This is a genomic window from Pandoraea commovens, from assembly GCF_024704525.1.
Taxonomy (GTDB): Bacteria; Pseudomonadota; Gammaproteobacteria; order Burkholderiales; family Burkholderiaceae; genus Pandoraea; species Pandoraea commovens.
This window is the reverse complement of record NZ_CP102780.1, coordinates 2,574,384-2,589,452: the sequence shown is the minus strand read 5'-3', so window position 1 is coordinate 2,589,452 and position 15,069 is coordinate 2,574,384. Positions and strand designations below refer to the sequence as shown.

At 63.3% G+C, this 15,069-nt stretch carries 11 protein-coding genes; 4 read left to right on the top strand and 7 right to left on the bottom strand.

What is annotated here, in order from left to right; genetic code table 11:
- Window positions 1-16 precede the first annotated feature (16 nt).
- Entirely contained in the window at window positions 17-1,375 is a 1,359-nt protein-coding gene (locus NTU39_RS12050; protein ID WP_257959892.1) for a hypothetical protein, read from the top strand.
- A 68-nt stretch (window positions 1,376-1,443) separates the two neighbouring features.
- Here NTU39_RS12050 and radA read toward each other — a convergent pair whose 3' ends face one another.
- Together radA and alr are read right to left on the bottom strand one after the other, a co-directional pair.
- Entirely contained in the window at window positions 1,444-2,817 is a 1,374-nt protein-coding gene (gene radA / locus NTU39_RS12045) for a DNA repair protein RadA (protein WP_039398772.1), read from the bottom strand.
- A 22-nt stretch (window positions 2,818-2,839) separates the two neighbouring features.
- Window positions 2,840-3,910 carry an alanine racemase gene (gene alr / locus NTU39_RS12040; RefSeq protein ID WP_150666386.1) on the bottom strand — a complete coding sequence of 357 codons (1,071 nt, stop codon included), beginning with the start codon at window positions 3,908-3,910 and terminating at the stop codon, window positions 2,840-2,842.
- Between the two features lie 338 nt (window positions 3,911-4,248).
- Here alr and lplT point away from each other — a divergent pair, with 338 nt between their 5' ends.
- A complete protein-coding gene (gene lplT / locus NTU39_RS12035; protein ID WP_150666385.1) occupies window positions 4,249-5,541 on the top strand; it encodes a lysophospholipid transporter LplT in 1,293 nt (430 codons plus the stop codon).
- A gap of 1 nt (window position 5,542) precedes the next feature.
- The gene (thiD, locus tag NTU39_RS12030) at window positions 5,543-6,385 is read left to right on the top strand and encodes a bifunctional hydroxymethylpyrimidine kinase/phosphomethylpyrimidine kinase (RefSeq protein ID WP_150666384.1); all 843 of its coding nucleotides are present in this window, start codon (window positions 5,543-5,545) and stop codon (window positions 6,383-6,385) included.
- A gap of 27 nt (window positions 6,386-6,412) precedes the next feature.
- Here the strand turns inward: thiD and NTU39_RS12025 are convergent, their stop codons facing one another.
- The 4 genes from NTU39_RS12025 to tsaB are packed head-to-tail and all read right to left on the bottom strand — an operon-like array spanning window position 6,413 to window position 9,801.
- Window positions 6,413-7,513, bottom strand: a complete 1,101-nt coding sequence (locus NTU39_RS12025; protein ID WP_257959891.1) for a DUF1853 family protein — start codon at window positions 7,511-7,513, stop codon at window positions 6,413-6,415.
- Window positions 7,471-8,523: a uracil-DNA glycosylase gene (locus NTU39_RS12020; RefSeq protein ID WP_373275400.1), complete on the bottom strand. Its 1,053-nt coding sequence runs from the start codon at window positions 8,521-8,523 to the stop codon at window positions 7,471-7,473. The genes NTU39_RS12025 and NTU39_RS12020 overlap by 43 nt, the downstream gene beginning before the upstream one ends.
- A 37-nt stretch (window positions 8,524-8,560) precedes the next feature.
- Window positions 8,561-9,040, bottom strand: a complete 480-nt coding sequence (gene rimI, locus NTU39_RS12015) for a ribosomal protein S18-alanine N-acetyltransferase (protein ID WP_150577857.1) — start codon at window positions 9,038-9,040, stop codon at window positions 8,561-8,563.
- Window positions 9,040-9,801 (bottom strand): tRNA (adenosine(37)-N6)-threonylcarbamoyltransferase complex dimerization subunit type 1 TsaB, encoded by a 762-nt coding sequence (tsaB, locus tag NTU39_RS12010; RefSeq protein WP_150666381.1) that lies wholly within the window; start codon window positions 9,799-9,801, stop codon window positions 9,040-9,042. Before tsaB ends, rimI begins: the two co-directional genes overlap by 1 nt.
- A 467-nt stretch (window positions 9,802-10,268) precedes the next feature.
- Between tsaB and NTU39_RS12005 the strand changes: the two genes are divergently transcribed.
- Entirely contained in the window at window positions 10,269-12,155 is a 1,887-nt protein-coding gene (locus tag NTU39_RS12005) for a DEAD/DEAH box helicase (RefSeq protein WP_257959889.1), read from the top strand.
- A gap of 73 nt (window positions 12,156-12,228) precedes the next feature.
- Here NTU39_RS12005 and NTU39_RS12000 read toward each other — a convergent pair whose 3' ends face one another.
- Complete coding sequence (locus NTU39_RS12000) at window positions 12,229-14,847, bottom strand: hypothetical protein (RefSeq protein ID WP_257959888.1); 2,619 nt, start codon at window positions 14,845-14,847, stop codon at window positions 12,229-12,231.
- Between the last annotated feature and the right edge of the window lie 222 nt (window positions 14,848-15,069).

The following is a 15,069-nucleotide window of genomic DNA, read 5'->3' as shown; positions in this document are numbered from 1 at the left end:
ACACAATCAACGACCGATGACCAGAACCCTGTTCGACTTCGACTACCACGTGATGCCCGGCGACGTGTTGCTGCTTCGTAGTTCGGGTTTCAAAGCCACGGCAAATCGCGTCGCGCAACGAACGTTAAGACCTCGAAAAGCGGCGAATTTCACGCATGTGGCGTTGGTCATCAGTCAGACCCACATTGCCGATGCCATGCCCGGCGCCGGCGTGCGCGTTCGCCCGTGGACCGACATTGCCGCAGGTTATGCGCACGAGGAATGTGTCGTCGCACGACACAAGGGCCTCGCGACACTGCTGTACGATCCGGCTCCGCTGCTCAAGAGCGTTCAATACTATTACGCCCAACGATACGCGCTGCAATCGCTCTCGAAGACCGAAGCAGCGCATGACGCAGGCATCGTCTGCTCGCAATTTGTCGCGCTCGTTCTCCAAAGGATGGGGGTACCCGCACCAGCAATCTTGGCGATGCGCTCACTCCCTTCCGACATTGACGCGATGACAGCGAATCAAGGCGGCTGGCGACAATTTCCGTACACCTCCTACGGACTGCACACCGGTTCGATCCGCCCTGCCGCTGGCGACGACTACTGGGACATACTGGAAGCACACTTGCACAAGTGCATCGACGTGAATGGCTTCGATCTGAACGAAATGTCGAAATCGCACATGGAAAAGTGCATGGACACTCTTGTCGAATCAATGGTTGCAACAGAGGAAGTCCTTAGAAAACTCGCCCAGACGGACCGCACGATACTCAAGCTCGCCAAAGCGGTGCTGAATGTAACCCGTCCTCTGAGCGATGCAGAACAGGCGGACCTGTCGGAACTCGCGGACGAGATGCGTTTTCTGACCACAGTCTCGATGGAAGACCTGCTCGATGAATGGCGCCGTCTGTACGTGGAGCGCCCGACGGCGACACCCAAAGTACTCGCCGACGCCGACGCGCCACTACGGCTTGCCGATCATCAGGCGATTTTCCGAACGACGATCTCGCACCTGAAGGAACTGGCGAGTGTGAGGAATCGGGAAGCCGAAGCGTTCGAGACCCGCTTCGCGTCACTCGCCGACCTGATCGGGCAAAATGCCCCCGTCGGAAAAACGCTGATTTCCCAGATGCATGCCCTCGGTACGCAGTTGCTGAACGATGCGATCTGGTTGACCGCTAGCACCGATGCCCGCATACCGGAACGAAGCGTGACCTATCAATCGCTTCAGCGCGGCGGCATGAACTCCAACGAGCAGGCAGCACAGCTCGTGGAGCTGATCGAGCTCGATTTGATGCGCTTGAAGTGGGTGAGCGAGTTCGAACCCGCCCTGAAGGCACAGACGGAGGCGCTTGCCTCCGCCAGCGCGGCACTCGGCGGCAGTTGATACCACGAGGCCGCTCGCTTCGGCACGCGATGTGCCGAGGCGTCGTTCGACACTAAGGCTAACTTGAACTACAGCCCGGCCACGACCGAGATAGCCTGTTCCAGACGGTCAACGGCGTGGACTTCCAGTCCGTCGATCGGCTGCTTCGGCGCATTCGCCTTCGGAATGATCGCAATCGAGAAGCCCAGCTTGGCCGCCTCCTTAAGACGATCCTGACCGCGCGGACTCGGCCGAATTTCCCCGGCAAGCCCCACTTCCCCGAACGCCACGATGCCGCGCGGTAGCGGTTTGTTGCGCAACGACGAATGGATCGCGAGCAACACCGCGAGGTCGGCAGCCGGTTCGGTAATCTTTACGCCGCCGACGGCGTTCAGAAACACATCCTGATCGAAACAGGCGATACCCGCATGACGGTGCATCACCGCCAGCAACATCGCCAGACGGTTCTGCTCCAGCCCTACAGCCAGACGTCGCGGATTCGGCACCTGCGCCGTATCGACCAGCGCCTGCACTTCAACGAGCAGCGGCCGTGTGCCCTCCTGCGTCACCAGTACGCACGAACCGGGCACGCTTTGCTCATGCTGCGAGAGAAATAGCGCCGACGGATTGGCCACGCCACGCAGGCCTTTTTCCGTCATTGCAAACACGCCCAGCTCGTTCACAGCGCCGAAGCGGTTCTTGAACGCACGCACCAGACGATACGAAGAATGCGTATCGCCTTCGAAGTACAGCACCGTGTCCACGATGTGTTCCAGCACGCGTGGCCCGGCAAGACTGCCTTCCTTCGTCACGTGGCCGACCATGATGACCGTCACGCCACTCTGCTTGGCGGTGCGCGTCAGTTGCGCCGCGCACTCCCGCACTTGCGCGACCGATCCCGGGGCCGACGTCAGCGCTTCGGAATAGATCGTCTGAATCGAGTCGATGACGACGACGTCGGGCTTCTCCGATTCGATCGCACCGAGAATCTTCTCAAGCTGGATTTCGGCGAGCAGATCGAGTTCGCCACCGCCCTCGCCCGCCGCGCCAAGACCGAGCCTCTGCGCACGCAACGCAATCTGCGCGCCGGACTCTTCGCCGCTCACATACAGCGCACGACGCTCACGCGCGAGATGCGCGAGCGATTGCAGCAGCAGCGTCGACTTGCCGATCCCCGGGTCGCCGCCGATCAGCACCACACCGCCCGCGACCAGGCCACCGCCCAGCACGCGATCGAATTCGCTCACACCACTGGAAAAACGCGGGACGTCCGAGGCTTCGATTTCCGCCAGCTTGCGAATCGGCGTGCTCTTGGCGAGCGATTGGTAGCGATGACCGGTAGACGCCTCCGCCACCGATTCGACGAGCGTATTCCAGCCGTTGCAATTGGGACACTGGCCAGCCCACTTGGGGGTCTGGCCACCGCATTCGGTACAGATGTAGACGGTCTTGGCTTTAGCCATGCAGGCAATCCTGTCGCGGGGTTCAGACGGCGTGGATCGGCACGCGACGCGCAACCGCACACATCAGTTCATAACCCAGCGTGCCGGCCGAAGCGGCGACCTCGTCGATGCACAGGCCGCGCCCCCACAAGGTGACGGACGCCCCTACGCGCGCCTGCGGCACCGGCGTGAGATCGACAGACAACATGTCCATCGATACGCGGCCGATGGTACGCGTGCGCACACCGTCCACCAGAATCGGCGTGCCCGTAGGCGCGACACGCGGATAGCCGTCGGCATAACCGCATGCCACGGTGCCTACGCGCATCGGCGTCTCTGCGACGAACGAACTGCCGTAGCCGACGGAACCACCGGCAGGCACATCCTGAATGCCGATGAGTTCGGCTTCGAGCGTCTGCGTCGGCTGGAGGTCGAGTTGCGCGGCCGTCACTTCCAGCCCCTTCGGAGACGAACCGTAGAGCATGATGCCGGGACGCACCCACGCACCATGCGCAGCCGGATGGAACAACGTGGCGGCCGAATTGGACAGGCTGCGCTCACCCGGCACATCGCAAGCACCGCGCTCGAAGGTCTCCATCTGATGCGCGATGCCCCGCTCGCCGTCGGCGTCGGAGAAGTGCGTCATCAGCACGATCTGGCTCACACCGGCGATAGCACGCGCGCGTTCCCACGCGGCGCGAAAGCGCTCCGGCGCGAAGCCGAGACGGTTCATGCCGGAGTTCATCTTGAGCTGAATATTGAGCGGCTTCGTCAGACGCGTGGTCTCGAGCATGCGCAACTGTTCGTCGCTATGCACCGTGGTCGTCAGGCCGTACTTGTCGACGATGGCGAGATCTTCGGGCTTGAAGAATCCTTCGAGTAGCAGGATGGGACCGGCCCAGCCCAGCTCGCGCAGGCGCACGGCCTCTTCGAGGTCGAGCAGGCCGAAACCATCGGCGTCACGCAATCCGGGGTATGCGTTTTCGATACCATGCCCGTAGGCATTGGCCTTGACCACCGCCCAGACTTTGCTGTTGGGGGCGTGACGGCGGGCGACATCGAGATTATGGGCGAGTGCTGCGGTATGAATCGAGGCTTTGATTGGACGAGGCATGGCAGGATCGAATCTTAGGAGAAGCTGCGCCAGCATGGGCCGGCGGCATAACGCATCGGCATATTTTCGTGTTATAAAGCCGTGCGCACAACTTGTTTTGCCGAAATCTTTTTCCCGATAACAATATCGGTCTCAGACCGAGGGCGACCGGGCGCCCGGCACGGGGGCTTCAAGACCGAACATACGGTCCATTAGCGACTTTTGCATGGCCGATGAGCGCAGATACCCCTGTGTTTAAGCCCGGTTTCTTCCCGTATAGGTATCCCTGACGGGATACCGCGGATTCCGACAACCGAGACACGCAAGTTTTACGCCGCACGGGATCGACTCAAGTACCGATGAAGAAAGGCTTTTATACCATCATGGCCGCGCAGTTTTTTTCGTCGCTGGCCGACAATGCATTGCTGATTGCCGCAATCGCACTCCTGAAGGATCTGCATTCCCCGCAGTGGATGACACCGCTGCTCAAACTCTTCTTCGTTCTCTCGTACGTCATTCTCGCCGCCTATGTCGGTGCGTTCGCCGACTCGATGCCCAAGGGCAAGGTCATGTTCATCAGCAACACGATCAAGGTCGCGGGCTGTCTGATGATGCTGTTCGGCTCGCATCCGTTGATTGCGTACGGCGTGGTGGGCTTCGGCGCAGCGGCGTACTCGCCCGCGAAGTACGGCATTCTCACGGAGCTATTGCCCGCCGAGAAACTTGTCGCAGCGAATGGCTGGATCGAAGGATTGACCGTCAGTTCAATCATTCTCGGCACCGTACTCGGCGGTGCGCTCATCAGTCCGCACATATCCGCATGGGTGCTGCACCATACCCCTGAGGTGATCAGCTCGCCGGCGATGGCCGCGATGATCATCATCATGGGCATTTACGTGATTGCCGCACTGTTCAATCTGCGCATTCCCGATACCGGCGCACGCTATGCGCGCCAGGAACGCAATCCGATCAAGCTGATCTCCGACTTCGCCGATTGCTTCGTCACGCTGTGGCGCGACAAACTGGGCCAGATCTCCCTCGCCGTCACCACGCTGTTCTGGGGCGCCGGTGCGACGCTCCAGTTCATCGTGCTGCGCTGGGCCGAAAAGGCCCTCGGCATGACGCTGTCCGAAGGTGCAATCCTGCAAGCCGTGTCGGCGGTGGGCGTGGCCATCGGCGCGATCGTCGCCGCCTCGCGCATTCCGCTCAAGCGCTCGCTGTCGGTGCTGCCGGTCGGCATTGCGATGGGGATTGCCGTCATGGCGATGGCCTTCTTCTCGAAGGACTTGCTGCCCTGGGGCACCGAATGGAAGGTGCCGCTGTATCTGATCGTCTCGTATATCTTCCTGATCATCGTCGGCGCGCTCGCGGGTTTCTTCGTGGTGCCGATGAATGCCCTGCTCCAGCACCGTGGCCACGTGCTGCTCTCGGCCGGGCATTCCATTGCCGTGCAAAACTTCAACGAGAACCTGTCGGTGCTGATCATGCTGTGCCTCTACGCACTGCTGATCTGGTTCAATGTGCCGGTCGGGGTCGTGATCATTCTTTTCGGAGTGTTCGTGTCGGGCACGATGTGGCTCGTCATGAAGCGTCACCAGGCCAATCAGCGCGAATTCGATTCGGTCGCGCTCATTGGCGAAGTCAAGCATTGATATGAATTTGCGTCAGCCTTCCCAAGCACGTCAGTCGTCCATTCCCATCGCCCTCACCATCGCCGGTTCCGACTCCGGCGGTGGCGCAGGCATTCAGGCCGACCTCAAGACCTTCTCTGCCCTCGGCGCCTACGGTGCCAGCGTGATTACGGCGCTCACCGCGCAGAACACGCAGGGCGTGACGGGTATTCACACGCCGCCTGCGAGTTTTGTGACGGCACAGATGGACGCCGTCTTTCAGGATCTGGATGTCGACGCCGTCAAGCTCGGCATGCTCGCCAACGTGGATGTCGTGCGCGCCGTGGCCGCCGGGCTGCGTCAGTACAAGCCGCGCTTCGTCGTGCTCGACACGGTCATGATCTCGAAGAGCGGTCACGCGCTGCTGCAACCGGATGCGGTCGCAGCCTTGCGCGACGAACTGCTGCCGCTGGCCGATCTCATCACGCCGAATCTGCCGGAAGCGGCAGCATTGCTGGGGGTGGAAGCCGCGACGGACGAAGCCGAGATGGAGCGTCAGGCACAGGCACTGCGCGCGCTCGGCGCACGCAACGTGCTGGTCAAGGGCGGGCACCTGGCGGGAGATCTCAGCCCGGACTGGCTCGTGAGTGCGGCTGGCGTCGAGCGATTCAACGCACCGCGCATCGCTGCCCATAATACGCACGGCACAGGCTGCACCCTCTCCGCTGCACTCGCCGCACTCCGCCCGCGTCGCAACGACTGGTCGGACACCGTGCGCGATGCGAAGGCGTATCTCAACGGCGCGCTTGCCGCCAGCGACGAACTTCAGATCGGCAAAGGCATTGGGCCGGTTCACCACTTCCACGCCGTCTGGCCGAAAGACTGAGCGATAAATCAGGAAACGGATGGCGCGTCAGATCGAAGGCGCGTCGTCGGCACTGCGCGCCAGTGCGCGTCGCGCAGCAGCGTCTGCCCGCTCACTCAGCTCTTCGATGCGATGCCGCGCACGCGGCGCCCAGAAGTCGGGGACGATGAAACCCCGCTCGCATTCGAACCAGGCGCCGTCAGCTTCCTCGCCAGCGCCTCTTCTCAACGCAACGATCAGTAGCGGCTCCGCCACCCCACGCTCATGCCAGTGCGTCTCAATGCGGGCGCGCATGGCATCCAGCGAGAGCACCGCCGAAGCCTCGACGCGCGCGGGCGCAAGCCATCGCGCTCGCGGCAGCATGGCCCACGCCTGATGCGGCGACGCCGACTGTTCGTACGACCACCATGCATCGGGCGTCGCCCACCAGCCTCTGCCATGCCCCTCGGACACCAGTTGCGGCAGTTGCCCCTGCTGCCCGAGCGGATGAAATAGCCATCCCTTGAGATACACCTGAGGCAGCCACGGCCCCTCGGCAGGCAGCGCACTGCGCGCCGCCTCGAGCGTGGTCAGGCGTAATTGATGGCCGAGCAACCGCGCCACCTTGTCTGCGAGACTGTCGGCGAGATTAGGGCCGAGCCAACGGAACTGGAGGGCGCGCTCGTCGAGCGCACCCGCTGCCGCCGATGACTCTGGTGGTACGAACAGATACAGCTTTACCGCCAGTTCCCAGTGCAACAACTGGCGATCGGCGAGACGCGTCAGAAGGAAGTCGCACTCGCCGAGCGTCATGTTGCCGCGACGGGCGTCGCGAACCTGCAAACCGGCAGCGTGCAGATTGAAGTGCGGACTATGCAGCAACGCGAAATGCAGCAGTTGCTCTGCATAGCGCCCCAGACGGTGGCTTTCGCCGCGCGCAAGCATCTCATGCAACGGCGCGGGATCGGCGTCGCAGGCGAGCAGCCAGTCGTGAAGGATTTGAGAGGGGAAGACGGGTTCGGCGTTGAAGTGCGCCAGTGCCGCCGGGAATCGGGCGGCACTGAGCAGATCGGCGGACAGCAATAACCACGCGAGGTCGCGCACCGGCGCCTCGCGCAGCGTTTCGATCAGTTCGCCGTAGGCGTGTTGTGGTCCGGAGTCGTTTCGCACACGGCCTCATAGGTAGCCCGCGCCAGGCACCAATCCGTCCAGGCCTTGGCCTTGTCGGGCAGACTGCGCAACAGATAGGCCGGATGGTAAGTCACGATCACCGGCACCCCTTCGTACTCATGCACGCGTCCGCGCAAGCTGGCGATGCTCGCCTGCGTGCGCAAAATGCTCTGGGCAGCAAAGCGGCCCATCACCACGATCACGCGTGGTTTGAGCAACGCGACCTGACGCTTCAGATAAGGCTCGCAACTCGCCACTTCAGCCGGCTCCGGATCGCGGTTGTTCGGCGGACGGCACTTGAGCACGTTGGCGATGTACACGTTCTCGCCTCGCCGCAACGCCGACGCCCGCAGCATGTTATCAAGCAGCTTACCCGCCTGACCGACGAACGGCTCGCCCTGCAAGTCCTCCTGCTGCCCGGGCGCTTCGCCCACCAGCAGCCAGTCGGCCTCGCGGTCGCCAACGCCGAAAACCGTCTGCGTGCGCTTCTCGCACAAACCGCACAAACGGCAACCGGCAACGCGTTCCGTGAGCGCTTCCCAGTCCAGCGTCTCCACGCCCGGCAATGCGGGACGCGAAGGAGCATCCTCGCCCGCATCGCGCACGATCGACCACAGCGCGGCATCGGCGGCGGCATCGCCATCGCCATTGCCTTCGCTGTCCAGCCACATCGGGATGTCGTCGGGCGGCATGTCAGAGGAGGCGCGACGCGAAGTCTCCCGTGCCACCGGCGTCGGCGCGAAGTCGCGCGGCGCGGGAGGTGCGGGAGACGAAGGAAGCGCAGGCGCATCGTCTAAAGCGGACGGACGGGCAACGGCAGGACGCGCAACACTCACCGGCGCGCCTGATGGCACCGCCGACGGCGCGACATCCCACGGCGGCAAGTCGTCGCTTTGTGCGGCACCCGGCGCATCGAGCGTCGCCACGTCGCCATGCTCGGCAGACGCCGCAGCCGCAACACCGGCGACCTGCGCCGCATGGGCAGCATTCGCCACAGCGTCGTTGGACATCCATACCGGCCACAGCCCGAACTCTTCCAGAATCGCTTTAGGCCACGGCACGATCGGTCTCCCACGACAGGCGCATCACAATGGCGTCTTCACGACGCCCACTCGCTGGATAGTATCCCTTGCGTCGGCCGATTTGCTCGAAACCGAAACGCTCGTATATGCGCAGCGCGCGCACATTGGACGGACGCACCTCCAGCAGCACCCCGCCCATGCCCTGCTCACGCGAGACGCGCACGATCTCCTGCAACAACTGCACGCCGAGCCCGTTGCCCTGCATTTCGGGCACGACACAGACGTTGAGCAGATGCGATTCGTCGACGACCGGCATCAGCAGGAAATAGCCGAGCAACGTACCGTCGACCGCCCGCAGGCAAACGCCCTGATGCCCGGCATCGAGCGAATCCGCGAAGTTCTGACGCGTCCACGGAAACGGGTACGCGCGCACTTCGACCGCGACGACTTCGTCGAGGTCTGCCGGTGTCATCGGCGAATAGTGGTTCGGTCCGGCCTGCCGCATCAGGACGCCCCCTTGCCGCTCGCCTGCGCCCCTGCCTGCTTGATGGCTTCGCGCTCGGCGGTCGTCTGCGCCACTTTGTTGCGGATGTAGACGGGCATGGCCTGATCGGCCGGAATGGCCTCGCCGCGAGCGAATGCACGGGCGGCGAGTTCGGCGACGTGGCGCGCGCGCGGCATGGCGTCGGCCAGCACGGCCTGCGCCTGCACGCTCGCCTGCAGACGTTCGCCGAAGGCTGTCACGGCATTGCCTGCGATGACAAATTCGGCGTCCGGTGCGCGCACCTGTTCGGCAGCATCCAGCGACGGGGCCTGCACTTCGCGCCAGTCGCCCGTTGCGTCGTCCCAGACGTAATCGGCCCAGTAGGCCTCATTCATGCGCGCGTCGAGCGCGACGAGCACGCGCTGCGTGCCCACACGCGATGCGCGCGCCGCTTCGGCGCAGGCGACGAGCGTGCCGACGGGTACGACCGGCAACCCGGCACCGAACGCCAGCCCCTGCGCTACGCCGCAGGCCGTACGCAGCCCGGTAAACGAGCCCGGCCCTGCGCCAAAGGCAATTGCGTCGCAATCGGCCAGCGTCAGGCCAGCCTCGCGCAAGACGTCGCGGGCAGCGGGAAGAATGTGCGTACTGGAAACCGGACCAGTGTCGAGATGGCGTTCAGCCACAAAGGCCGGTGCGCCGCTGGCGGGATCGTGACGATACACGGCGACCGAACAGAACTCGGTCGAGGTATCGAGGGCAAGAAGCGTAATCGATGACATGGCGCTATTGTAATCGGCGGCGCGGCGCGCGATCCAGCGCGATGAAGGGATTGCGCGCAAGGAATACCGGGGCATGCCCGCCAGGGCGCCGGGCGACGTCCCGGGCCGGTTTGCCGCACATTTGCCCTGCCGTTGAGCCCCTTCCACAGAGGCCTCACCACTCGGTGCAAATCCGAACGTGCATTTTTTCTGAAATGGGTATATAATCCGCGCTTCGCTTCGCGGGGCACCAAGTGTTACCCCGTCTGGCGACGAAAAACTGCGTTTTGCCCCAATCCTGTGATAAGCCGCTGTAGTTCTTGCCGGTACTGGCGTTCTTAGGAACGACCCGCCACCGTCCCCCGGCTTACGATACGGATTTCGATCCGCTTTCTGCCCCATCCGCGATTTGCTTCCTGCTTGCGACGAATTGGGTTTGCCGATTGGCGCCAACGCCCCGACATAACCCTTAATCCGCAAGAGGATTCATGGAACAGCCTTCCAAGCTGTCTGCCATCGCGCAGACGTATTTCCCGTCGTCCGAAGAAAATGAAAACGGCGCTGCCGCATCCGTTGAAGTCGCAACTGCCGACAACAACGACGGTAAGCCCACGTTCGCCGAGCTCGGCCTGAACGAAGCCATTCTCTCGGCCCTGACCACCGCCGGTTACACCCACCCGACGCCTGTCCAGCAGCGTGCGATTCCCGCCGCGCTCGCCGGTCGCGATCTGCTGGTGTCGAGCCCCACGGGTTCGGGCAAGACGGCCGCCTTCATGTTGCCGGCCATCCACCGCTTCGCAGAAATGCAAGCGAGCGGCGAGCTGAGCGCTCGCACCGCACCGGCCGCACATCCGCGCAACCAGCCGGCCGCCCCGGGCGAGAAGCCCCGCAAGGGCCAGCGCGTGCGTCGCGTCGCCGCGCAACCGCTGCTGCTCGTGCTCACGCCGACGCGTGAACTGGCACAACAGGTGTCGACCGCTGCCGATACGTACGGCAAGCAACTGCGCCGTCTGCGCACGGTGAGCATTCTGGGCGGCATGCCCTACCCGCGTCAGCTCGAAATGCTGGCGAAGCAGCCGGAGATCATCGTGGCGACGCCGGGCCGTCTGCTCGACCACATCTCCAGCGGCAAGATCGATCTGTCGCAACTGATGATGCTGGTGCTCGACGAAGCCGACCGCATGCTCGACATGGGCTTCATCGACGACATCCAGACCATCGTCGATGCCACGCCGGAAGCACGTCAAACGTTGCTGTTCTCGGCAACGATCGACGGCCGCATGGGTGAAATCACGCGTCGTCTGCTGCGCGATCCGGAAACCATCGAGATCACGCGCGGTAGCGACCAGCGCACCAACGAAAACATCGAGCAAACGCTGCACTATGTGGACGACCGCGCCCACAAGGATCGTCTGCTCACGCACCTGCTCGGCAACGACTCGCTCGACCAGGCCATCGTGTTTACGTCGACCAAGCGCGACGCCGACCTGCTGGCCGACCAGCTCGAACAAGCCGGTTTCGACAGCGCCGCACTGCACGGCGACATGCCGCAAGGCGTGCGTAACCGTACGCTGCGCGCCCTGCGCGAGCGTCGTGTTCGCGTGCTGGTAGCCACGGACGTCGCCGCTCGCGGCATCGACGTGCCGGGCATCACGCACGTATTCAATTACGATCTGCCGAAGTTCGCAGAAGACTACGTCCACCGTATCGGCCGTACGGGCCGTGCCGGCCGTCGTGGCGTGGCCGTGAGCCTCGCCGCACACGCCGAAATCGGTGCTGTGAAGCGCATTGAACGCTACACGCGTCAGCCGCTGCCGGTGAACGTTGTGGCCGGCTTCGAGCCGCGCCGCTCGCCACCGAAGGCTGGCGCTGGCGGCAAGCGTCCGGGTGGTCCGGGCCGTGGCGGTCCGCGTCATGGTCAGGGCAACGGTGGCGGCCGCTGGAGCAACAACGGCCCGCGTCAGGGTAATGGCGGCGGCTACGGTGGCGGCAACGGCGGCGGCTATCAGGGCGGTCAACGTTTCGGCGGCAACAAGCCGACCGGCACGTTCGAGCGTCGTGAGAACAGCGGCTACCAAGGTGGCTACCAGCAAGCCGAAGGTGGCAACACGGGCGGCAACGGTTTCTCGAACGGCAGCGCAACGGATCGCTTCGAGCGTCGCTCGCCGCGCCCGTTCGACGGCAACCGTCAGGAACGCGCCCCGCGCTCGTTCGAAGGGGGTCGTTCGTCTGAAGGCGGCTATCGCCAGGACCGTGGCACCCGCAGCTTCGACGGCCAACGTCAGGATCGCGGCTTCGGCGGCAATCGTGGCAACGGCGGTAACGGCGGCTACGGTGGCAACGGCGGCGGCTACAACAAGCGTCGCGGCGACTAAGCCCATCGACGTCTGGCAGGACCGATAACTTTTCGGTCTCGCAAGCTTCGACACAAAACCCCGGCATTGACGGCTAACGTCTTTGCCGGGGTTTTGCTTTATCTGCCGGTGTGTCTGCCGAAGGCACCGTGACTTGCGCCACCGACATTTCTCCGGCCGCCTGCAGAATGTCCAGCACCAGTACGCCTTCAATGAAGTCATCGGCGCGCAGACCCCGGTACATCGTCGGGTGAAGCTGCCTTCCATGTGATTGAAGCAATTCGACGGCCTCACAACTGACGACGTCGAATATCGCGTCACGCCCTGACTCGCGTTCAGTCCTCACGAAGAGTCCCCATGCCCGGTTCTCGCGCGGATCGAAATCGTTGCACAAGTAACGATCCTGCATATTGTCGAACCGAATCGAGGACCGATGCAGTTTCAGGTCACCGGATTGCAATAGGGTGCACCACGCCCCGATCTCCGCGCGAATCTCATAATTGAGCCTGTCGCCTGCTACTAGCACGTCCGTGGTGACGCCACGCGCCTGACAGATCTCCCTCGCCACAGATCGCATGGCCTCCGCCGTTTCCTGACGATTCCACACATCGAATATCTGGTCGGCGAGTCGGCATCGTATCGCCGCAGCAAACAGCCGCAGCCGCCGGTCTTCGAACATCTTGGTGAGCTGCGTCCCCACCGCTTGCGCCGCGTCGATACTGCCGAAGGCCCGCAAGCTGTCCAACGCAGCGTGACAATTGATCGCGGCCGCTCCCCAGGCATCTGCACGCAGCGCGGCCTCGCAACCGTTCCTGAACTCGTCGACGGCATATTCGTGACGACCGGCCGCAGCGTAACGCCCGCCCAACACCCAGGCCCAGTCCGCCATACTGCGAAGGTCCTCCGGTCCCGCACGCCCGGACGCATTCGCGATGCTCTGACGAATCGTCTCGCCGGGCGCCACAAAGGTCTGCTGCAATCGCTCCAGTTCCTCGGCGGTAACGCCCGCCTCGACGCCCCCGATACACGACGGCATCAGTGCGAACCGCCACCGGGTGCCGGGAATGGTGAGCGAGATCAAACCGTAGGCGAAGGCGAAGGTCGACTTTGGTGCCGTACGCGCCGCGTCCTGCGTTTGGATGAGCATCGCCGCTCTCGCCTCCGGCGTCAGACTCTGCAGGAGCTTCAGGCTGCGCTCCCCCGTCACGACAGGGAAATCCGGACCGCCGACCAAGCGATGCATCAAGCCCGGCGAGGACGTCCGCGCACGAAAATGACTGGCGATCGGGAAATTCCGCCCACCGTTGACCAGGTAGGCCTGCCCCACCGGAAACGAGGCAAGAAAACACTCGGCCAGCGCCACCCGGAAGTCGCCCACCTGAAAATTGCCAGCGAGCAGCGGCTTCAGGCCGCCCCAGCCACCGACACGGGTCACATCCGCGACGAATGCCTCGCAGGCATCCTCTGGCAGTGCGCCGCTGAGTAGTTTCTCGTCAAGACGATCGACACACGCGTGGAGCGACGACAGGTTGTCGTCCATGAACTGTTGTAACGCCGCGTTTCTCCATATCGCCGGTTGCGCCACCACCTTTGTGTCCCGCTTGGCGACGCTCAGAATGTCGAGCATGAGCCGCCCGACATAAAAGTCCCGTTTGCTCAACGTCTCATGGGTAAGCGGATGCAAACGATCCGCCTTCTGCCCGACGGACGCGTAAAACCGATTCACCGTTCGCGCCGTGACAAAATCCAATACGCCTTGCTGATCCGTGCCGCTCGGCAGACTCCGCATCAAACACCACTCGACATTGTGATCTGGATCGAAACGGTCTCGCGTCCAGCGATCTTCCATGTCGTCGAAGCGGATGTCGTATGACGCCAACGTCAGCCCGGATGCCGAGAACGCCGCCTTGTGTGCGGACAACACCTCTCGAATCACGCCTGCCGTTTGCTGCCTGTCGTTTCCTGTCGGGTCAGTCAACCCCGCAGCCTCGAAGCATTGCGTCGCCTGTTGACGATGACATGCGGCGCTTTGCGTGAGTCCCAGGGGATCCAGCACACGCTCCGCCAACGCCCACGCCACCTCGGCCCCCGATAGCGTAAAGCCGCGCGCGTCGAACGCCCGCTTCAGCCGGCTCCCCAACGGCATCGCCAGGCTTGCGTCTGCGCACGCTTTGAGGCCACGCAACGCCTCCTCGCAATACAGCACGGCCCCACCCCACTCATCGCCGCACATCGCTGCCTCGCACGCCGACACAAACTCGCTGGCCGACAGATCGTGTCGGTCAGCGCTCGCGTACTTTTGTCCTTTGAACGCGTGCCAGTGCGCGAGCATTCGCCAGTCGTCCAATGTCAGTTCAGCTCGCGAACTTTCGATCGTTTGCGCGACGGTCAATCCGTTGTCCAGCCGACATTGGAGCAGCCCCTGCATTTCGTGACGGGTCAGTGCACCGGCGGTGTCCGAGACGCATTCCGGCATCAGTGGTAAAAGCCAGCGAGACCCCGGCAACCTCACGATGACCGTGCCGTCGTAGTTCAGGCGGACGATAGCCCCCTTTGTTGCGTCGGAGGCGGGCGTCAGGAGCGCAAGTCGCGACGTCGGGTTTAAGTGCTGCAACACGTGAAGACATTGCTGGCCGATGTCGACGGGGAAGGTGTTTGGCACGGCAGCAAAATAATGCCGACCTTCAACGAACGACGCGACGTGGCAGTTCACCAACGCCCTGCGCAACTCGGCGGCATCTGCACCCTCGGAGAACAGACGGCCCGCTTGTCCCGAGTCGCCCCAATCGTCGTTTTCCAGGAGGTCGTTGATGAAGTGCTCGATGGGTTGCGAGAACGAACTCTCGCAAGCGGCGAGTCCCGTTTCAAGCGCGTCGAAGCAGGACTCGAAGCGGGCAACGGCGCAGGCATCGTTTCGCGCATGCGTTTGCCTTTC

Coding starts and splice junctions, on each gene's coding strand:
- lplT (WP_150666385.1), top strand. CDS start 4,249: ATGAAGAAAGGCTTTTATACCATCATGGCCGCGCAGTTTTTTTCGTCG.
- NTU39_RS12050 (WP_257959892.1), top strand. CDS start 17: ATGACCAGAACCCTGTTCGACTTCGACTACCACGTGATGCCCGGCGAC.
- alr (WP_150666386.1), bottom strand. CDS start 3,910: ATGCCTCGTCCAATCAAAGCCTCGATTCATACCGCAGCACTCGCCCAT.
- rimI (WP_150577857.1), bottom strand. CDS start 9,040: ATGCGGCAGGCCGGACCGAACCACTATTCGCCGATGACACCGGCAGAC.
- NTU39_RS12020 (WP_373275400.1), bottom strand. CDS start 8,523: ATGTCCAACGACGCTGTGGCGAATGCTGCCCATGCGGCGCAGGTCGCC.
- NTU39_RS12005 (WP_257959889.1), top strand. CDS start 10,269: ATGGAACAGCCTTCCAAGCTGTCTGCCATCGCGCAGACGTATTTCCCG.
- thiD (WP_150666384.1), top strand. CDS start 5,543: ATGAATTTGCGTCAGCCTTCCCAAGCACGTCAGTCGTCCATTCCCATC.
- tsaB (WP_150666381.1), bottom strand. CDS start 9,801: ATGTCATCGATTACGCTTCTTGCCCTCGATACCTCGACCGAGTTCTGT.
- radA (WP_039398772.1), bottom strand. CDS start 2,817: ATGGCTAAAGCCAAGACCGTCTACATCTGTACCGAATGCGGTGGCCAG.